This is a genomic window from Limibacillus sp. MBR-115 (assembly GCF_040549425.1).
Classification (GTDB): Bacteria; Pseudomonadota; Alphaproteobacteria; order Kiloniellales; family CECT-8803; genus Limibacillus; species Limibacillus halophilus.
The window spans coordinates 1-18,826 of the sequence record NZ_JBEPTJ010000008.1 but is presented as its reverse complement, the minus strand read 5'-3'; the positions used below and the strand labels follow the sequence as shown (position 1 = coordinate 18,826).

Here is an 18,826-nt window from a genome sequence, read left to right as displayed (position 1 = left end):
TCAGAATAAGGGCAATGTCGCACAGGCTTCAATCGAAAGTATTACATTGTATTATTGCGACGAATTGTCCGTGGATTGATGGCGACGATGGCCAGCGTTTCACGCCGTCCGCGCAAAGTAATTTCATGCCGTTCTTGAGCGGGTATATCTAGGCCGCTTAGTTCAAGGGTCGAAACGGAGACGACGAGATCATTGCCATATTCCTTAGTTAGTGCCTCCATTCGGCTTGCGGCGTTCACGACGTCGCCAACGGCGGTCAGGCTACGCGCGTCGCCAAAGCCTATTTCGCCGATAATGACTGACCCGGCGTGAATGCCGATCCCCATGCGCAGCCGCTCCGGTAGGTCATGCGCCAGGCTTTCGTTCAATTGATCCAGCCGCTCCGCCATCAAGGCCGCAGCGCGCAAAGCCTGTTGGGCGCCAATTTCGCCACTGCTTTCCAGACCGAAGAGCGCCATGACTCCGTCACCCATGAACTTATCGATCTTGCCGCCTGCTTCGGTGATAGCCTCGCCCATTTCACGGGCGAAGCGATTGAGAAGGAAAATGACATCATAGGGCAGGCGGCCTTCGGCCAGGGTTGTGAAGCCGCGGAGATCGGCGAAGAGTACTGTGGTCAGGCGCTCCTCGCCATGGCGGCGCCCGACAAGCGAGTGGACGTGTCGCGGCGCGCTCTCGGGCGGCAGCAATGGGTGTACCTCCAAATCAGAGGCTGGCCTCAACTGACAGGCGAGGCGTACGTTGGCCGGCGCGTGAATACGATCTAGGACCCGTTGCTCTTCGTCGCTGGACTTGGGCAAGGATTCCAGACCTCGCCTGACCCCAATCCGGCAGGTCGAGCAGCGACCACGTCCACCGCACACGGATGCATGGGGGATGCCGGCGAACTGGCTGGCCTCCAACACCGATGTGCCCTTGGCAACCGTCACCCGCGGCCCGCTGCTGTACTGCACAACGACCCGGCCGGCACGGTGTTGCAGACCATAGCGGACCAAACGTGCGCTCAGCGCCAGGGCCAGCAATGCCGCCTGCAGGCTCAGCAGCAAGGTTTCGGCTAAGCCCAATGTTGCGACTTCCGGCTCGCCAAGAACCTGAAGCGCGGCCCGGTAGGGTTCAGCCCAATCCGGATTAGCGCGTGCGCGAAGCAGTGCCTCGCGCCCCGCCGCGGTGAATCCTGAGAGTGCGAGCAAGGGAACACCAACGGCCGAAGCGAGCAACAGCGCCCGCACCTGCGGGAAAAACCGCTTTAGCCGCAGCCAAAAATAAATACCGAAACAGCCGTGCGTCCAAGCCACAAGCAGCAGCAGCGACTGCTTGAGGGCCAGCATTGAATCGCCGCCCCAAAAGAGAAGCAACAGAGTGCCGTAGCTAGTCTCCAGATCGTACAGCTCAACGGCCAATCGCGTGCCGAAGAGATGCGCCGCGAGGAGTGGAGGAATTGTCAGGCCCAGAAGCAACTGCGCCCACTCGGATACAGGCATCCGTAGGCGGCGTCGTTTGTAGATCGCCCAAAAGGCCAGCAGCAAGTGGATGACCAAACTGCCATACAGCAGGATAGTGCCTGGCAGGGAGCGCCATAAGCCTTGCAATAATTCGCGCAGGTTCTCCATCGCAAAGAGACCGGCAAGCCCCATGGCATGATTAATCAGATGACCGCTGATGTAGGTAAAAAGGATCAGCCCGGTAACAAGTCGCAGTCGACGCAGGGACGGGATTTTCACTCGGCGGCCCCTTCCTTGGCGAGGTTTCGGTAATCATAGTCGTTTGTCGGCTGAACGTGAACGGCAAGTCGTTTATGGTTGCAGCGTTTACTTGATCTTGGCCCGGCGCCATAAGAGGAGCGTGAGTTTGGAAGACGGGAGTAAGATAGTGAATCCGGAAGATCGAGCCGAACGCCGCCGCCGCCGCCGCGAAGCGCTCGGGCGTAAGATCGACACCACAATCCCATCGCCCTGTATTTCGGTCTGCACGCTTGATCCGGTTACGAACTGGTGCATGGGATGCCACCGAACCATCGACGAGATTCGCAACTGGCCGATTCTGTCGGCTGAAGAAAAGCAAAGTATCCTGGCGGCGATCGAAGACAGGTGTTCTGGCGCAAGCGAGCGATAAGCCTTGGCGCAGGGCGTTAATATCCCTGAGTAAATTTAGTACAAACTTCAACTTGAGCTGGGTCCGCCACTCATGGAGATTGCCTTTACCAGGGCCATGCGCTGTTCTTCCAGTTGGTCTAGGTCGGTCGTCATCTCCGGCCGGTAGGTTGAACGATGGGGGTGTTCGCCTACAGCTAAGAGATATCCTCGCAAATACTGCCGACCCTCGATGGAAGAGAAGTTTTCTTTACGTCGGGGGTCGGTTTTTTTAGTGGCGCTTTAGGCCGCCACTTCGCTACTGGAGCGCGGCTTCGATTGCTGTGGTTACCGGCTCCTCGTCAGGCTTCACGGCTGATGGCCATGCGTCCAACAGTTCCCCCTCTGCCGACAGCAAGTATTTGTGGAAGTTCCAGCGCGGCTCGCCAGCCTCGCCCAAACTCTCGCGAATCCATCGATACAGTGGATGTGCATCGGGACCGACAACCTTCTCTTTCCGGGTCATCGGAAAATCAATACCGAACCGCGTCTCGCAAAAGGTCTTTATTTCGGCTTCGCTGCCCGGCTCCTGTGCGCCGAAGTCGTTTGAGGGCACGCCAAGAACCACCAATCCCCGTTCACGGTAGGTCTCCCAAACACGCTGAAGGTTTTCGTATTGGGGTGTGAAACCGCACTCGCTGGCGACATTCACCAGCAACACGGGGCGTCCGGCAAAGGTCTCCATCGGTAGGGGCGCGCCTTCAATGGCGGTGAAACCAAAGGCATGGGCGTTCCCTTGGGACTCTGCGGACATGGCGGATCCTCCATTGGTGAATAGAAGGGTTGCGCAGATCAGGAGCAGTCGGAGCATTTGGCCAAACCTTTCCCGCGTTCGTAATCTTCGTAATCTAAGAAATAGCGCAGGTCGCTTCGAGATCAAAGGGAGGCCAGGACTTTGTGCGCAACGGCCTCAAGAATCTCAGGGTCCTCGGCATCGATAACTTCGCGTGCCGTTGCGTAGGCGAAGCCTCTTCGCGCCAGCGCGGCCAGGTCCCGTTCCCGCGTCTCCGCTCGCTTCTCCGAGGGGCGGTAAGGGCCGAGGCGCCGCCGCCTGGCATAGGTTGCCGCCGCGGCCAAATCCGTGTCTTCGTCCGCTTCCTCGAACTGCTCGATGGCGGCCTGACGATCCTCTTCGGCTAGGCCCTTCTGCCGGAGTGATTGATCGATCGCTTTCAAGGACTGGCCTTTGCGGAACAATCCACGGGCTCGGGATTGTGCGTAGGCACGGTCGTTCAGCAACCCTGCGCGTTGCAGTTTCGAGACCAATGCGACGATCGCTTTGCGACCCTCTTCGGGATCCGTGCCATGTTCCTTGGCGCTTCGCTCCACGCGCCGCCATAGAACCCGTTCGAAATTGGCCGAGGATGAGCCATAGCGCTCCAGATACCAGAGGCCGACACGCTCAAGATACTGCGGTGTTACTTTCTTGATGCGCCTGCGTCGCGCGCCTTGTCGCCGCTCAGACATCCGGCCATCGTCTGCATCCTTGTCGGTCATCCAGGGAATATGCCACGAAAGACGGCGTCTGGTCATCTGCTTGGCGCCTGTAGGAGAGGGTGCATTGCCAGTCCGGAACTTGCTTTCAGAAAGGAAAGAGCCTAAGTGGTCATGCCATGTCCAATACCGGTTTCGATACACCCCTGCCGCGCCAATTGGGTGCGGTCAACTGGCGCGGCTTCTGGACGCTCTACGTCAAGGAAGTTCGCCGGTTTCTGAATGTATTCACGCAGACGGTCTTGGCGCCGATGGTGACCACGCTGCTGTTTCTCGCGATCTTCACACTGGCCTTGGGCGGGCGGGCGCGCGCGCCTAGCAACATTCCCTATGACCAGTTCCTGGCTCCCGGCTTGATCATGATGGCGATGGTGCAGAATGCTTTTGCAAACACATCGTCATCAATTCTGATCGCCAAGGTTCAAGGCAATATCGTTGACCTTCTGATGCCGCCGCTATCGCCTGCGGAGTTGACGTTGGGTTTGATTCTTGGCGGAATCACGCGGGGTCTTGTCGTTGGAAGCGCGGTGCTGGTCGGCATGTGGATCTTCGTCCCAATGCAGATACCGCACCCCGGTTTCGTGATCTTGCACGCGTTGATGGCGTCGTCTTTGCTTTCGTTAATTGGGTTGCTGGGCGGTATATGGGCCGATCGATTCGATCATATAGCGGCGATTACCAACTTTGTTGTGACGCCTCTAGCATTCCTGTCCGGTACTTTCTATTCAATCGAGCGCTTGCCCGATGTCTGGCAAACAGTCGCCCATTTCAACCCGTTCTTCTATATGATCGACGGCTTCCGTTTCGGTTTCATCGACCGCGCCGATGGTAGCTTGCTTTTGGGTGTTCTTGTGCTTGGTTCGGCTAATCTGATCCTCGGATTCGTCTGCTACCGGCTGCTAAAGAGCGGCTGGCGATTAAAGAGCTGAGGGCGATGAGCCTGCCGCGCACACTGCAGCCGAGGGCTTTCGGCGCCCTAAATTCCATCGGACTGTGGACGCTCTTTTGGCGATGCGTTAGCCGATTCCTGAAAGAGGCCGTGGAAACAATTGGTGGCCCTATGGTTTCCGGCGGGCTTTTCCTGGGCGTGTTCGCGGTTGCCTACACACCGGGCACTATCCTTGAGGGCGGTTTGCTGCCGGTAACTTTTGTTGCCCCGGGTATCATCATCTTCGCGTTAGCGCATTCGGCCTTCGAATTCGGTGCCGTACCGCTGCTGTATGACAAGCTCGAGGGCATGATCGGCGACATTGTCTCCGCGCCGCTGTCAGCCGGCGAAATGATGCTTGGTTACGTCCTTGGAGCCGCAGTGGTCGGCTTGATTGTCGGCTGTGCGGTATTTCTCACGCTGACGCCATTTGCCGGCTTTTCGTTTGCGGCCCCACAGATTTCACTTCTGTTTGCCATGCTGACCGCGGTTTTGTTCGGTTTGATTGGCGTTCTGGCGGGCCTCTGGGCGGATCGATGGGAACACTACGCGGCAACCGATACTTTTATGATCTTGCCACTGGGGTTTCTGTCGGGGGCCTTCTTCCCCACAACCAGTCTGCCGGACCTGGCGGCGATGGCCATTCGCCTCAATCCGGTTTTCTACCTGGTCGATGGTTTCCGCTATGGCTTGATAGGCAAAAGCGAAAGCAATCTTCTGGTTGGCTTCCTGGTGCTTGTTGGTGTGATCACTTTCTTGGCGTGGCTTTGCGCGCGCCTGTTCCGGTTGGGGTACAAGATCAAAGCCTAAATAGCGCCGGCCTGCTCAAGGCTTGTTTCTCCCGGGCGCAACCCCCTGGTTGTCTTGACACAAGCGGGGCCATCGGCAAAAGTCAGCTCCTTCCCACACGGGACGTACTTATGGAGTGGAGGAACCTCTGTGATTTCCGCCGTTATGCCCACCTATGCGCGCGCCGATCTCGCTTTCGAGCGGGGCGAGGGCGCTTATCTCTTCACCAGCGACGGGCGGCGCTACCTGGACTTTGCGGCAGGGATCGCCGTTAACAGTCTGGGGCATAGCCACCCGCACCTCGTCAAGGCGCTGGAGGAGCAAGGGCGACGACTTTGGCATTGCGCGAACCTCTATCGAATTCCCGCAGGCGAGCGTCTGGCGGAAAGGCTGGTTGCGGCGAGCTTTGCGGACACCGTGTTCTTCACGAACTCCGGCGCGGAGGCGCTGGAGTGTGGAATCAAGATGGTGCGCAAGTACCATGACGACACCGGTTCTCCGGGGCGTTACAAGATCATCACCTGCCGTGGCGCTTTTCATGGTCGTACGTTGACGACTATCTCGGCGGCCGGGAACGAAAAGTACATGAAGGGGTTCCTGCCGGAAGTGCCGGGCTTCGTTCACGTGGCTTTCGGCAATCTGAACGAGCTGCGTGCCGCCATTGATGACGAGACGGCGGCGATCTTGGTTGAGCCGGTTCAGGGTGAGGGCGGTATCCGCCCGGCCGATTTGGAATACTTGCGCGCCTTGCGAACGATCTGCGACGAGTTCGGCCTGCTGCTGTTTCTTGACGAAGTTCAGTGTGGCATGGGGCGCACCGGAAAGCTCTTCGCCCATGAATGGGCGGGAATCACCCCCGACGTCGTCGCCTCGGCAAAGGGGATCGGCGGCGGCTTCCCGCTGGGCGCATGCCTGGCAACCGAGAAAGCCGCGGTCGGCATGACGGCCGGCACCCATGGCTCCACCTATGGCGGCAATCCACTTGCCATGGCCGTCGGCAATGCGGTGATGGATATCCTGCTTGAAGAAGGTTTCTTCCAAGAGGTCGATCATGTTGGCCGTCACCTTTGGCGTGAACTGGCAGCGCTCTGCGACCGGCACCCCGAGGTGCTGGAAGAGGTGCGTGGCGCCGGCTTGATGCTGGGGTTGAAGTGTCGGGTTCCGAACACGGATTTTGGACTTCAAGCACGCGAACTGGGGCTTTTGACGGTGGGGGCGGCTGAGAACGTTGTGCGCATTCTGCCGCCGTTGATCATTAAGGAGGCCGAGGTCAAGGAAGCGGTCGCTATTCTTGAGCAGACCTGCAAAGCCATGGCGAAGGCGGCCTGATATGAATAGCCCAAGACATTTTCTGGACATCGATCGGTTGGACGCCAAGTCCCTGCGGAACATCTTGGAGTGGGGCAAGGCCTACAAGGCCGGTAAGCCGCCGGAGGGCGATGCCAAGCCTCTGGACAACAAGTGCGTTGCTCTGATCTTCGAGAAGCCCTCGACGCGCACAAGGGTTTCCTTTGAGGTGGGTATCAAGCAGCTGGGTGGTTACCCAGTCGTTCTGGAGCCCGGCGGATCGCAGTTAGGGCGTGGTGAGACAATTGCCGATACGGCCCGCGTCCTGTCGCGCTACGTCGATGCCATCATGATTCGCACAACCCGTGAAGAAAAGCTGCTGGAGTTGGCGGAGTTTGCCAGCATTCCTGTCATCAACGGGTTAACGGACCGCACCCACCCCTGTCAGTTGATGGCCGATATCCTGACCTTCGAGGAACGCCTGGGCAGCATCGAGGGGAAGGTGGTGGCTTGGTGTGGGGACGGCAACAACATGGCGGTATCCTGGTTGCAGGCGGCCGCGCGCTTCCGTTTCGAGTTACGACTTGCCTGCCCCGAGAAGCTGATGCCGCCTTCCGATGTCGTGAATTGGGCGCGGGGTGAGGGTGCGACCATCGTCGTCACCGGCAACGTCGAAGAGGCGGTGACCGACGCCGACTGTGTCGTCACCGATACTTGGGTATCCATGGGTGACGACGTTGGCGATAGCGAACGTCGAATGAAGCTGCTTAGTCATTATCAGGTCGATCAGAAGGTTATGGACATGGCTCACAAAGGCGCCATCTTCATGCATTGCCTGCCAGCCTACCGCGGCAAGGAAGTCGCTGCCGAGGTGATGGATGGGCCTGCCTCTGCCGTATGGGACGAGGCCGAGAATCGTTTGCACGCCCAGAAAGGGATCCTCCGCTGGTGTCTGATGTAAGTACGACGTCTGAGGCGCAGGCGGGTTCGACCGATCAGATAAAGCCGTTCATGGTCGAGGCGGCGGGTGTGCGTGGCCGCGTCGTCCGCTTGGCCGACGCTGTCCAGGAAGTCTTGTCGCGCCATGCCTATCCCGCGCCCGTTGCCGGAGTCCTTGCCGAGATGCTGGCGTTGGGTGCGGCGCTGGGCAGTCTTCTCAAGTTCGAGGGCATCTTTACCCTTCAGACGAAGAGCGATGGTCCGGTCCGCACGATGGTTGTCGATATGACCTCCGAGGGAAACTTGCGGGGATATGCCGACTACGATGCCGATGCCGTTGCCGCTGTGGCAAAGGATAGGACCAGCTTGGAAGTCAGCGACCTCTTAGGTGAAGGCTATCTGGCCTTTACAGTCGATCAAGGCGCCAACACGGAGCGCTATCAAGGGATTGTTCAGTTAACCGGCAGCAAGTTGGCCGACAGCGTGCAGCACTATTTTCGCCAATCGGAGCAATTGTCGACGGCACTGCGCTCGGCGGCCGGCCAAAGCGAGGACGGCGGCTGGCGAGCAGGCGCCATCATCCTGCAGCAGATGCCTGCCGAAGAGGCGAAGGAGCAAGGGCTCTCCAGGGACAGTGAGCGTGAGGAAGGTTGGCTGAGGGCTTTGACGCTGCTGTCGACGGCCAAGGATCAGGAGTTGCTTTCTGAGGAGTTGACGCCCAACGAGTTGCTGTTCCGCCTGTACCATGAAGACGGCGTCAGGGTGTTTCCAGGACGCGACCTTGCTTTTGGTTGCCGTTGTTCGAGGGACCGGGTCAGTCAGGTCTTAATTTCCGTTGCACCCAATGATCTGGAATCCTTAAAGGACAATGGGCGCGTCGAAGTGATATGCGAGTTCTGCCGCACGGCTTATCATTTCGATGATGACGACCTGCGCGTGTTACAAGAAAACGCCGACGCGGAAATGCCGAGGAACTGAGACGAACCGCAAGCTCTGGAGGTCTGCCAAGGCGATGCGAGCGCTGTTGAAACGAAGATGTGTAATGGCCGTGTTACTGCTGTTGGGTGTGGTGGCCTTGACAGGATGCAGGACACCGCCGCCCGAGAACAGCTTTCCGGAACTCACCTGGGCTCATAAGAAACCTTATTTTCTGGCGGTCTCGGAAATTGTCGTCGAGCAGCAGTACCGGACCAGGTCACAACTGCCCAACATAGAAGAACGCGCACCGCTACCGCCGGTCAAAGCTGCTGCCGACTGGGCTGCGGATCGCCTGAAGGCGGTGGGTAGTGGCGGGCGTGCACGTTTCATTATCCTAGACGGTTCGATTCTGCGTCGTGAGCTCGAAACCAAGGGTGGTTTGACCGGGCTGCTGACCAACGATCAATCCCGTCAGTATGATGGCCGGATCGCCGTCGAGTTGATCGTTACGGACGCGCAAGGTAACACGACGGGTCGTGTGTGGGCTGAAGCGCGGCACTCGCGCAGCATCGCTGAGAATGCAACGCTCAACCAGCGCGACCGCATTCTCTTTAGGATCGTCGAGCAAATCATGAGAAATCTAGACGCGGAACTCGATAAGGAAATTCCGCGCTATTTGGGGCCGAGTTTGCGCTGATCGGCAACCTAGGTCGAGGGATGTGAAAGCCAGGCGGCAAGCTTCCGCATGAAGGTCTCGCAGGCCTCTACCTGGGATAGAGCAATAAACTCATTGGGCTTATGGGCCTGCTCGATTGATCCGGGGCCACAAACCACGGTGGAAAGCCCTGCTGCCTGGAACATGCCGCCCTCGGTGCCGTAGGCGACGACATTCGTTGCGTTGGCGCCCGTCAGATGACAGGCCAGCGCTTCGGCGGCCCCGTTTTCTTCAGGTTCCAATGGTGGCACGGTGCAAATTGACCGTGTGGTAATCTGGGCCGCGGGGAAAGTGGCACGCAGATAAGGCAGTACTTCCTCCGCCACGGCCGCTTCGTAGCGCGCGATAATCGCCTGGGCGTCGTCGCCAGGTAGCAGACGGAACTCCCAGACGAACTCGCAATGTCGCGGTACGATGTTGAGCGCCGTGCCGCCATTGATCTGGCCGACATTGAAGGTGGTATAGGGTGGTTCGAAGGGGCAGTCCGCCGACGCAGATTGCCGCTTCTCTTCCGCCAGATCCGCGATCAGGTTGACCAGCCGGCCGGCGGCAAGATTGGCGCTGGCGCCCAGGTGCGGCAGGCTGGAGTGTGCAGCCTGACCGTCGATCGTCGTATGAAAGCCGAAGACACCCTTGTGAGCGTTGACCACCTGCATGCTCGTCGGTTCTCCAACCAGAACGATGCTGGGTGTCGGTATCACGTCCTTCAACCCCTCGATCATGCTCCCCACCCCCAGGCAACCGACCTCCTCGTCGTACGAGAGCGCGATATGGATAGGTTTTGTGAGCTTCGATTCTTTGAATGTTGGGACCATCGCAAGGGCAATGGCCAGGAACGATTTCATGTCGGCGGTGCCGCGACCATAGAGGAGTCCGTCTTTAGCAACGGCAGTGAAAGGATCGCTGTCCCAGGCTTGATCGGTCACCGGCACCACGTCGCTATGCCCCGAGAGCACGATGCCGCCCTTGACGTCGGGACCAACCGAACAAAGAAGGTTCGATTTGTTTCCCTCGCTGTTAGCGAAGCGATGGTGCCTAATTCCGTGGCTGTCCAGATAGTCTTCAACGAAGGCGATCAACTCCAGGTTGGACTTCGCCGAAGTGGTGTCGAATGAAACCAACCGCTCGATCATCTCCAACGGCGAAAAAACCTTGCCCGTCATGAACCCCTATGCCCTTTCGTGTCAAGCGCGCCAGAATGCCGGCAGGAATAGTACCAAAATCGTGAAAAGCTCCAGGCGACCGAGCAACATACCCACGGACAGCAGCCACTTGGCGCCATCCGGCAGGGTTGCGAAGCTTCCGGATGCGCCGATGATTTCGCCGAGGCCCGGTCCAACGTTGGAAATCGCGGTTGCCGCTCCTGAAACGGCGGTGGTGAAATCCAAACCCATGAATCCCAAACCCAAGGCCAAGGTCGCAAAGGCCGCGCCGTAAAGGAAGAAAAAGCCCATGACCGATTGTGCCACGCCCTCGGGGATAGGCTTTCCGGCATAGTAAGGTATGAAGATGCCGTTGGGCTGGATTAGTTTTCGCAACTGGGCGTGTGCCTCTGCGTAAATTACCTGGAAGCGGAAAATTTTGATGCCGCAAGTTGTCGAGCCCGCGCATCCGCCGATGAACATCAACACGAAAAGCAGGGTGGAGGGAAAACCGCCCCACATCCCAAAATCAGTGGAACTGTAGCCGGTTCCCGTCATCACCGAGACCACATTGAAGACCGCATGCCGGGCTGCGTCGTGGCTGCTATTGTAGAATCCTTCACTGAGCAACCACAGGAGTGTGATCATGCTGGCGCCAAATAGAATGGCGATCATCCAGCGGACCTGGCCATCACGAAACAGGGATCGGGCATCGCCGCGCAATACGCGCAGATACAGCACAAACGGCACGGAGCCTAGGATCATGGTCGCAATGACGATCCAATGAATCGCGGGGACATTGAAAGCGCCGAGCGAGGCATCACGCGTGGAAAAGCCTCCGGTAGCGATTGCCGTCATGGCATGGGCGAGCGCATCAAATCCGCTCATGCCTGCGGTCCACAGCAAGACCGCCGTCACGAAGGTCAGGCCGACATAAACAATTGAAATCTCACCGGCCATCTGCGCGGCCCTCGGCAGGACCTTTTCGCTGGTCTCAAAGGCCTCTACGCGGAAGATCTGCATGCCACCGACCTGAAGTATCGGCAGAATTGCCAGAGCCATGACAATGATGCCGATCCCGCCCAGCCACTGAAGAATAGCGCGCCACAGCAAAATGCCAGGCGGTGCGTTGTCCAGACCCACGATGACCGTTGAGCCGGTCGTGGTAATGCCGGACATGGACTCGAAGAAAGCGTCGGTCATATCCAGTTTCAGCTCGGAGAAAGCCAGCGGCAACGCCCCAAAAAAGGCGATGACCACCCAAGCTGACGCTGTCATGACGAAGGCTTGGCGCAAGCTAAACCCGTGCCAACCGGACCGCGTCGAGAGTATCAACGCGACGCCCACGAACAACGTTACGGCAGCCGCCGCCAGGAAGACCTCCCAGTCCCGATGCCCGAAAGCGTAATCCACGATCGCCGGCAAGGTCATGGCGACCGCCAGGATCGACAATAGTATTCCTAGCACGAAGCATACCGGTCTCAGGTCCATCTTCGAGGCGCCTCTCGTGCGGAATGTTCCCTAGGATACCCGATTGTCATGCAGTCATAGGGCCAAAAGCCGACGCTCCACTCAACAAAAAAGTGATCGGCCACCCCCAAAGCCGTTGCTCTGGACAGGCAAGCCCCGGTAACGGCTCTCAGGACTTCATCATCCCATCATGCCGGAGCTGGCGCTGTTCCCGGGGTTTCCCACCAAGGACAAAAACTCTCGCCGTGTCGAGGGGTTGCTACGGAAGAGGCCGAGCATGCGACTGGTAACCATGGTGACGCCGGACTTATGAACGCCACGGGTCGTCATGCACTGGTGTGCCGCCTCGATTACGACCGCAACGCCCTTGGGCTGAAGAACTTCCTGGATCGTGTTGGCGATCTGCGCGGTCATCTTTTCTTGTATCTGCATGCGCTTCGCATAGGCCTCGACGACGCGTGCGAGCTTGCTGATGCCTACGACCCTGCGGTCGGGCATATAAGCGACATGCGCTTTGCCGATGATCGGCGCCAGATGGTGCTCGCAATGCGATTCGAATCGGATGTCGCGCAACAGAACCATTTCATCGTAACCGTCGATTTCCTCAAAGGTGCGCTGGAGCAATTGAACCGGGTCGGTATCATAGCCGGAAAAAAACTCTTCATAAGCGCGCGCAACGCGGTCAGGCGTGCCCTTCAGACCTTCGCGAGAAGGGTCCTCGCCGGCCCAACGAATAAGAGTCTCTACGGCTTTCATCGCCTCCTGCCGGCTTGGCTTCAAGTTGTCGGCATTTTCCTCCAAAGGCGCAGCGCCGCTGGACACAGGTTTGATCGCACTCACAGTTCAGGTCCTTCTTGAATTCATCCCCGCACGCAACCTACAGCCAGAAAAATGCGTGCCGACTTCCTTATGCAATAAAACAATACCATAGCTTCCGGCGGTATCTAGTTAAGGTGAACCGCCTGATGCGGGCTGTCGAGTGAAAAGGCGGGAATGGAAACCTTGAACAGTCGCCCTTCTCTGTCGACCATCTCGTAATGACCAACCATGACGCCGGAAGGCGTCGATAGCGGGCACCCGCTCGTGTACTCGAAGCGCTCACCCGGTTCCAGGACAGGCTGCTCTCCGACAACGCCAGGACCGCTGACTTCCTGAACCTGGCCGCGAGCGTCGGTTATATGCCAATAGCGATTGAGCAACTGAACCCGCTGCTGACTGAGGTTCTCGATCCAGATTTGATAGGCCCATACATAACGCCCCTCAAGCGGGGACGATTGCTCCTCCAGATAGATCGGGTTCGCGCTGACGCGAATATCCGCTGTGATCTGGCTGTAGGGCGGTTGGAAGCCTTCTTCGGTCATATTGCTTTTCTGTTCCTTGTGGGCGCTGCAATCTCACATAGATAGGCGCAGGCGGTGGGCAAAACAATCCGAAGAACCCGCATGCCCTGCGGCCCAAGCCATTCCATCAAGATTAGCAGAAAGCCGGCAAAAAGAATGGCGCCGCCCGAAGGCGGCGCCATCCCTTTCGGTCCGATTCGAGTCTGTTACTACTGCAACAGGATCTCGACGCGGCGGTTGGCCTGCTCACGCACGCCGTCAGCGGTCGGCACGGCCGGCTCGCTTTCGCCACGGGCTGCGACACTGATCTTGCTGGCTTCGACGCCCTTTGCAACGAGGACATCGCGAGCAGCTTCAGCGCGGCGCAGCGACAGTTTCATGTTGTAATCCTCCGAACCGGAGCGGTCAGCGTGACCCGTCAGGGCGAAGCTGGCGCCAGTGCGGTTGGCTTCCTTGATGGCGGCGTCGATGATCTTCATTCCAAGATCGGTAACGACAGCGCTATCGAAGGCAAAGAGGATCGTGTAGGTGGCCGGAATGACGGCAGCCGGGGCCTGGGGCTCCAACTCCTTCATGGCCGCCCAGAAGGCGTCCTTACAAGCCGCGATATGATCGGGCTGGAAGTTTTCTTCCTGCTGCTCAACCCAGCAATCGAATTTGGCCTGGGCGAGAGCGGCCGTCTCGGGCTTCCTGGTCGTTGCACCGGCATTCAAAGCCGCAACGAGCGCCGCGCGGGCGGTCGTAAGTTCGTCTACGTGCTCAGCCGGAAGGTCCCAGTTCTCGAGAACGGCGGGCTCGACAGCTTCGCCGCCTGCTGCACGAGCGGCCTTGTCGGCGAAGTAGTCGGCGTCGATCCAGTCGTACATCTCATAGGCCTCGAACTCGGCCAGAGCCTTGTACTCACTGAAAAGCGCATTGGTGAACGCACTGCCGGACGGCTCAACGTCGCCCAGAGTCTCGGTTTTGGTACCCACGCAACCGGCGAGCAATGTAATTGCAGCCAGAGCGCCTAGAATTTTGGTTTTGACCATAGCTAACCCTCCAGGGTTTTAGTGATCCACGATACGAATAGTTAATGACTTAACTGCCATCTCATAATTGAGGTGACGAATAGCTGTTTGCTGTTCGCTGTTCTTCAGTCGTCACCACTTCCTAGCATGAGTTTCACAAAATTGCGACCTTCAATGAGTATTTCACGGTAATTATTGCAAAAATGCAACAACTGTTGCTTTCTCGTCACTATGTGACTTTGAGCCATGAATTTACTAATTATTTTGCGAGCACGCATGGTCCAGACAAACGCCTGTTGCCAGCGCCGCCGAGAAGCCTTAAAAATCGCCGATCCGTGGTTAGACGGTGCGGGCGTAGCTCAGCGGTAGAGCGTCAGCTTCCCAAGCTGAATGTCGTGGGTTCGATCCCCATCGCCCGCTCCAATTTCTCCAGAGCGTGATCAAAAACTAGAGATGCTTCAGTTCCTGCGTTATGCGCGGCGGATTGGTCAGGGTCTGATAAACCACGCAATAACGCTCGGTGAGGCGGACGAGGTTCTCGATCTTGTCTGCGGGGCTGTCGCTGTCGATCGCGAAGGTCATGCGGATGTCCTGGAAACCGACCGGTGTCTCCTTGCTGGTACCCAACGTACCTCGGAAATCCATATCGCCTTCGACCAGCACCTTGCCGCCCTTGATCGCGATGCCCATCGCCGTGGCCACCGCGTTCAGGGTAACGCCCGCGCAAGCGGCGAGGGCTTCGAGCAGCATATCACCGGAACAGGCCTGGGTGGCGTCGCCGCCGGCCGCAGGATGCAGGCCCGCTTCCGCCAGCCCGGCGAAGGTCTGTACGTTGCAGGCAAGCTTGGGCTGCACCAAGTCGCCTTCAACCCGCATGGTCACCATGGCGCTGGAGGGGTCGTCCTTGTAGCGCTGCTTTATCGGAGCTTGCAGATTTCGCAGTTCTTCGGCGTTCATGGCTTAAGCCTCGTTTTGTTGTTGCTTTGGACCTTCAGCATCGGGATTAAAGGCGCTTCGTTGCGCGGTCAAGCGGCGTTCATTCCTCGTTGAAGGAACGGATGGTTTCTTGAAACAGGCTTTCCGGCAGGTCACGGACGATGAAAACAATGCGGGAGCGATGATCGTCATCCGGCCAACTCGGCAATTCCACCGGCGGATGAAAGACATGCTGCACGGCATGGATGACCAGCGGTTTTTCTTCCCCGGCGATGCAGAGGATGCCTTTGATCCGCAAGATTTGCTGACCGTAAAGCGTGATCAACATATCCACCCAGGCGTTCAGTCGATCCCAATCCAGCGGCACGTCGTAAGTGACGCAGAAAGACCGCACTCTTTCGCCATGCCGATTCACGTCGTGGTGATGCTTGTGCCCGTGCCCGTGCCCGTGCTTATGCCCCTCATCATGTTCGTAGGCTTCGGCCTTCAACCAGCGTTGCACGTCCAAGGATTTGGATGCGGGGTCGTAGAGGCCACAACCGAAAAGTGAGCTAGGTTCTGTCTTGCCGTTTTCCACCTGCAGGATCGGCGCGGCGGGATTCAACTGCGCCAGTCGTTGAGTGAGGGCGTCTATGCGGTCCTGGTCCACCAGATCGCATTTGGTCAACAGCAGGCGGTCGGCCATTGCTGCCTGTTTGACCGATTCGATCTGTGCATCCAGGGTGGCTTCGCCATTGGCTGCATCGACCGTAGTGATTACCCCATCCAGGCGAAACCGTTCGACCAGCAGGGGGTCGCTCATCAAGGTTTGAAGGATAGGCGCCGGGTCGGCAAGTCCCGTCGTTTCGATGACCAGACGACGGAATGGCGGTATCTCGCGCGTGATCCGACGTCTGTAAAGGCTGCGCAGCGTTTCGACCAGGTCGCCGCGAATCGTGCAGCATAGGCAACCGGCATTCATCAGGACCATGTCCTCGGTTGCCTCAGCAACAAGGTGATGGTCGAGCCCGATCTCGCCGAACTCGTTGATGACGACGGCGGTTTCATCCATTTCCGGGTGGCTTAAAAGGTGTCGAAGCAGGGTGGTTTTACCACTCCCCAGAAAGCCTGTAAGCACTGATGCGGGTAGGGGTTCGGTCGGGATGTCCAAATCTTGAGCGTCGGTCATGCCAAAGTCTCCCGTCCGGGGCGCAATTGATAAAGCGCGAAGACGGTTGCGGTGAGCAGCAGCATGGCGCCTGCCTGGTGCAGGGCGCCGAGAGCCACCGGGACTGCGGCCAGCAGCGTGGCGATGCCCAGTCCGAACTGCAGCAGCGCCGCCAGGCAAAGCAGTGTAAAGGCGGCGCGTGCCACCGGGCTCAACTCGCCGCGCCGTGACAAGAACCAGAGTCCGATGGCAAAGGCGACCGTCATGATGGTCAAGAGACGGTGATTGAATTGGACGGCTGGCGGATTCTCGAAGAAGTTCAATACGAAAGGTTCGTACTGCCCGTACTCGGGCGGCACGATGTGTCCTCCCATCAAGGGGAAATCGTTGTAGATCAGTCCGGCATTCAGGCCCGCGACGAGAGCGCCCGAGGTGAGTGTCACCGCAAGGAAGGCAAGAAACGCGATCAAGAGAACACGCAGCGATGCCGCATCTCCGCTGCGTTCGGGCCGCGGATCGAGAAAAGTCAACGCCATCCAGAAAACATAGGCATAAAGGAAAAGGGCGAGCCCGAGATGTGCAGCCAAACGGTACTGGCTGACGTCCGTGCGATCGGCAAACCCGCTGGCGACCATGAACCAGCCAAGCAAACCTTGGGCGCCTCCCAGGATCAGAATGCCGAAAAGATGCGGCAGGCTACGGCGTTTCAGTCGGCCGCGCAGTAAGAACCAAATCAGCGGTAGCCCATAGACAACACCGATCAGCCGCCCCCAAAGCCGGTGTATCCATTCCCACCAGAAGATTTCTTGGAATTCCGCCAGACTCATGCCGCGGTTCACGGTCTGATACTCCGGGATCGTCTTGTAGAGATCGAAAAGACGTTGCCATTCGGCCGCGCTCATCGGCGGCAAAGTGCCGCTCAAGGGCGCCCACTCCATGATTGAAAGACCGGATTCGGTCAGCCGCGTGATCGCGCCGATCAGCGCCATCGCAAAAATCATCAGGGCGGTGCCGAGCAGCCAGAGGCCCACGGCGGGGTCATTACGGCGCTCGTGAATGCTGGGTGTGTAGTGGCTGTAGGTTGTCATGCCCGGCCGTTGCCCGCGTTTTTTGCTTATCCTGCCGCGTGGTTTCGCACGTCACGGGCCGGGCTGCAACCGACTCGATCAGCAATCGGCCCGCCCTGCGGCCGATTGGCCTTATCCGCGCACCGAGAAACGCTGGATATTCAATCAATGCAAGCGGTATAGGGCGTCGACATGTCCGGCTTTGGGCGGATCGATCAAGGAGACATTCGCTACCTTGACCGAGTAGAGCTTTCCTTCCAGGTGATTGTCCCAAAAATCCAGAAATCGTTTTAAGGTGGGGAAGTCGGGAGCCAAGTCATATTCCTGCCAGATGTAGCTTTGCAGGAGCGAGGGGTGATCGGGTAGGCGGTAAAGGATTTCAGCCGTGGTCAACCGATAATCCTTCATCTGTAAGGCCAGGTCAGACGTCATACCATTCAGTCTCCTCGTTGCTTTTAGTCGCTCATGAGCAAGGGTGACCAAATGATTCTCGTGCAGATTGGCGTTTCACGCAAGAAGTAATGTAGAAAAAATACATACAAAACAATACACTAGCAGCCTGTTCGGCAGAGTGCTGCTAATCGGTAATTTTCTTCGCCTCGATGCATTCTTTCCTCTTGAACCATTGAAAGAACTGCCCCACCTATCTTCTGGCACTCGATGGGGGAGAGTGCTAATTCCCAGGCTCCCCTCCAACGCGTGCTCAAAGCAGCTTTGGAACGTTCGCTCAAAGGAGGACTACAATGAAGTTTCGTCCGCTGCATGACCGTGTGCTGGTCAAGCGTGTTGAATCCCAGGAAAAAACCGCGGGTGGGATCATCATTCCCGATACCGCCAAGGAAAAGCCGATGGAAGGTGAAGTGATCTCCGTTGGCGCTGGCGCGCGGGATGAGAACGGCAAGATCGTGCCGCTCGACGTAAAGGCCGGTGACCGGGTGCTCTTCGGCAAATGGTCGGGCACCGAGGTGAAGCTTGATGGTGTCGATTACATCATCATGAAGGAAAGCGACATCATGGGCATCCTCGACGATGCCGGGGCCAAGAAGAAGGTTGCCTGAGAGCAATAGGGACTTTCTTCGACAGAGGAGTATGAAAGATGAGTGCTAAAGAAGTAAAATTCGGTCAGGACGCGCGCGAGCGGATGCTGCGCGGCGTCGATACCCTGGCGAACGCTGTTAAAGTTACCTTGGGTCCCAAGGGCCGCAATGTCGTGCTGGACAAGTCCTTCGGTGCGCCGCGGACCACCAAGGACGGCGTCACGGTCGCCAAGGAAATCGAACTCTCCGACAAGTTCGAAAACATGGGCGCGCAGATGGTGCGCGAAGTCGCCAGCAAGACCAATGACGTTGCCGGCGACGGCACGACCACGGCGACGGTTCTGGCCCAAGCGATCATTCGCGAAGGTGCCAAGGCGGTTGCGGCGGGCATGAACCCGATGGACCTGAAGCGCGGCGTCGATACGGCGGTCGCGGCGGTTGTTGCAGACCTGCAGAAGCGCTCGAAGAAGATCAAGAG

At 58.2% G+C, this 18,826-nt stretch carries 21 protein-coding genes and 1 tRNA gene; 10 read left to right on the top strand and 12 right to left on the bottom strand.

Annotated features, from left to right (window positions below; genetic code table 11):
• Nucleotides 1–41 precede the first annotated feature (41 nt).
• Entirely contained in the window at nt 42–1,721 is a 1,680-nt protein-coding gene (locus ABIE63_RS14770) for an adenylate/guanylate cyclase domain-containing protein (protein WP_354505386.1), read from the bottom strand.
• 148 nt (nt 1,722–1,869) lie between these two features.
• Between ABIE63_RS14770 and ABIE63_RS14765 the strand changes: the two genes are divergently transcribed.
• Entirely contained in the window at nt 1,870–2,112 is a 243-nt protein-coding gene (locus ABIE63_RS14765) for a DUF1289 domain-containing protein (RefSeq protein ID WP_322091254.1), read from the top strand.
• Between the two features lie 276 nt (nt 2,113–2,388).
• Here the strand turns inward: ABIE63_RS14765 and ABIE63_RS14760 are convergent, their stop codons facing one another.
• Together ABIE63_RS14760 and ABIE63_RS14755 are read right to left on the bottom strand one after the other, a co-directional pair.
• The gene (locus ABIE63_RS14760; RefSeq protein WP_221205886.1) at nt 2,389–2,883 is read right to left on the bottom strand and encodes a glutathione peroxidase; all 495 of its coding nucleotides are present in this window, start codon (nt 2,881–2,883) and stop codon (nt 2,389–2,391) included.
• 122 nt (nt 2,884–3,005) lie between these two features.
• Entirely contained in the window at nt 3,006–3,662 is a 657-nt protein-coding gene (locus tag ABIE63_RS14755; protein ID WP_354505382.1) for a regulatory protein RecX, read from the bottom strand.
• A gap of 80 nt (nt 3,663–3,742) precedes the next feature.
• Here ABIE63_RS14755 and ABIE63_RS14750 point away from each other — a divergent pair, with 80 nt between their 5' ends.
• The 6 genes from ABIE63_RS14750 to ABIE63_RS14725 all read left to right on the top strand — a co-directional run bounded on the left by ABIE63_RS14750 (nt 3,743) and on the right by ABIE63_RS14725 (nt 9,181).
• A complete protein-coding gene (locus ABIE63_RS14750; protein ID WP_354505379.1) occupies nt 3,743–4,552 on the top strand; it encodes an ABC transporter permease in 810 nt (269 codons plus the stop codon).
• Between the two features lie 5 nt (nt 4,553–4,557).
• Nucleotides 4,558–5,361, top strand: a complete 804-nt coding sequence (locus ABIE63_RS14745; protein ID WP_354505376.1) for an ABC transporter permease — start codon at nt 4,558–4,560, stop codon at nt 5,359–5,361.
• 129 nt (nt 5,362–5,490) lie between these two features.
• A complete protein-coding gene (locus ABIE63_RS14740) occupies nt 5,491–6,669 on the top strand; it encodes an aspartate aminotransferase family protein (RefSeq protein ID WP_354505373.1) in 1,179 nt (392 codons plus the stop codon).
• A 1-nt stretch (nt 6,670) separates the two neighbouring features.
• Nucleotides 6,671–7,588, top strand: coding sequence for an ornithine carbamoyltransferase (argF, locus tag ABIE63_RS14735; protein WP_354505370.1), 918 nt, complete (start codon nt 6,671–6,673; stop codon nt 7,586–7,588).
• Nucleotides 7,576–8,544 (top strand): Hsp33 family molecular chaperone HslO, encoded by a 969-nt coding sequence (locus ABIE63_RS14730; RefSeq protein WP_354505367.1) that lies wholly within the window; start codon nt 7,576–7,578, stop codon nt 8,542–8,544. The genes argF and ABIE63_RS14730 overlap by 13 nt, the downstream gene beginning before the upstream one ends.
• Nucleotides 8,545–8,608: 64 nt before the next feature.
• Nucleotides 8,609–9,181: a hypothetical protein gene (locus ABIE63_RS14725; protein ID WP_183417115.1), complete on the top strand. Its 573-nt coding sequence runs from the start codon at nt 8,609–8,611 to the stop codon at nt 9,179–9,181.
• 8 nt (nt 9,182–9,189) lie between these two features.
• Here ABIE63_RS14725 and argE read toward each other — a convergent pair whose 3' ends face one another.
• From argE to ABIE63_RS14700, 5 genes are all read right to left on the bottom strand, one after another.
• Nucleotides 9,190–10,362 (bottom strand): acetylornithine deacetylase, encoded by a 1,173-nt coding sequence (gene argE, locus ABIE63_RS14720; RefSeq protein ID WP_354505363.1) that lies wholly within the window; start codon nt 10,360–10,362, stop codon nt 9,190–9,192.
• Nucleotides 10,363–10,383: 21 nt separating this feature from the next.
• The gene (locus ABIE63_RS14715; RefSeq protein WP_354505360.1) at nt 10,384–11,832 is read right to left on the bottom strand and encodes a TrkH family potassium uptake protein; all 1,449 of its coding nucleotides are present in this window, start codon (nt 11,830–11,832) and stop codon (nt 10,384–10,386) included.
• Nucleotides 11,833–11,991: 159 nt separating this feature from the next.
• Nucleotides 11,992–12,567: a GTP cyclohydrolase I FolE gene (folE, locus tag ABIE63_RS14710; protein ID WP_221205898.1), complete on the bottom strand. Its 576-nt coding sequence runs from the start codon at nt 12,565–12,567 to the stop codon at nt 11,992–11,994.
• Between the two features lie 188 nt (nt 12,568–12,755).
• Nucleotides 12,756–13,172 carry a Co2+/Mg2+ efflux protein ApaG gene (gene apaG / locus ABIE63_RS14705; RefSeq protein WP_183417118.1) on the bottom strand — a complete coding sequence of 139 codons (417 nt, stop codon included), beginning with the start codon at nt 13,170–13,172 and terminating at the stop codon, nt 12,756–12,758.
• A 188-nt stretch (nt 13,173–13,360) separates the two neighbouring features.
• Nucleotides 13,361–14,182, bottom strand: coding sequence for an OmpA family protein (locus ABIE63_RS14700; RefSeq protein WP_354505357.1), 822 nt, complete (start codon nt 14,180–14,182; stop codon nt 13,361–13,363).
• A 327-nt stretch (nt 14,183–14,509) separates the two neighbouring features.
• Here ABIE63_RS14700 and ABIE63_RS14695 point away from each other — a divergent pair.
• A tRNA-Gly gene (locus tag ABIE63_RS14695) sits at nt 14,510–14,584 on the top strand.
• Between the two features lie 24 nt (nt 14,585–14,608).
• Here ABIE63_RS14695 and ABIE63_RS14690 read toward each other — a convergent pair.
• From ABIE63_RS14690 to ABIE63_RS14675, 4 genes are all read right to left on the bottom strand, one after another.
• Nucleotides 14,609–15,118: an OsmC family protein gene (locus ABIE63_RS14690; RefSeq protein ID WP_354505354.1), complete on the bottom strand. Its 510-nt coding sequence runs from the start codon at nt 15,116–15,118 to the stop codon at nt 14,609–14,611.
• A gap of 79 nt (nt 15,119–15,197) precedes the next feature.
• Nucleotides 15,198–16,265 (bottom strand): GTP-binding protein, encoded by a 1,068-nt coding sequence (locus ABIE63_RS14685; RefSeq protein ID WP_354505351.1) that lies wholly within the window; start codon nt 16,263–16,265, stop codon nt 15,198–15,200.
• Nucleotides 16,262–17,332 carry a COX15/CtaA family protein gene (locus ABIE63_RS14680; RefSeq protein WP_354505348.1) on the bottom strand — a complete coding sequence of 357 codons (1,071 nt, stop codon included), beginning with the start codon at nt 17,330–17,332 and terminating at the stop codon, nt 16,262–16,264. Before ABIE63_RS14680 ends, ABIE63_RS14685 begins: the two co-directional genes overlap by 4 nt.
• A gap of 144 nt (nt 17,333–17,476) precedes the next feature.
• Complete coding sequence (locus ABIE63_RS14675; RefSeq protein ID WP_354505345.1) at nt 17,477–17,743, bottom strand: Usg family protein; 267 nt, start codon at nt 17,741–17,743, stop codon at nt 17,477–17,479.
• A gap of 311 nt (nt 17,744–18,054) precedes the next feature.
• Here ABIE63_RS14675 and groES point away from each other — a divergent pair, with 311 nt between their 5' ends.
• Together groES and ABIE63_RS14665 are read left to right on the top strand one after the other, a co-directional pair.
• A complete protein-coding gene (gene groES, locus ABIE63_RS14670; RefSeq protein WP_183417124.1) occupies nt 18,055–18,369 on the top strand; it encodes a co-chaperone GroES in 315 nt (104 codons plus the stop codon).
• 38 nt (nt 18,370–18,407) lie between these two features.
• A partial coding sequence (locus ABIE63_RS14665; protein ID WP_354505342.1) for a TCP-1/cpn60 chaperonin family protein occupies nt 18,408–18,826 on the top strand: 419 nt, incomplete at its 3' end.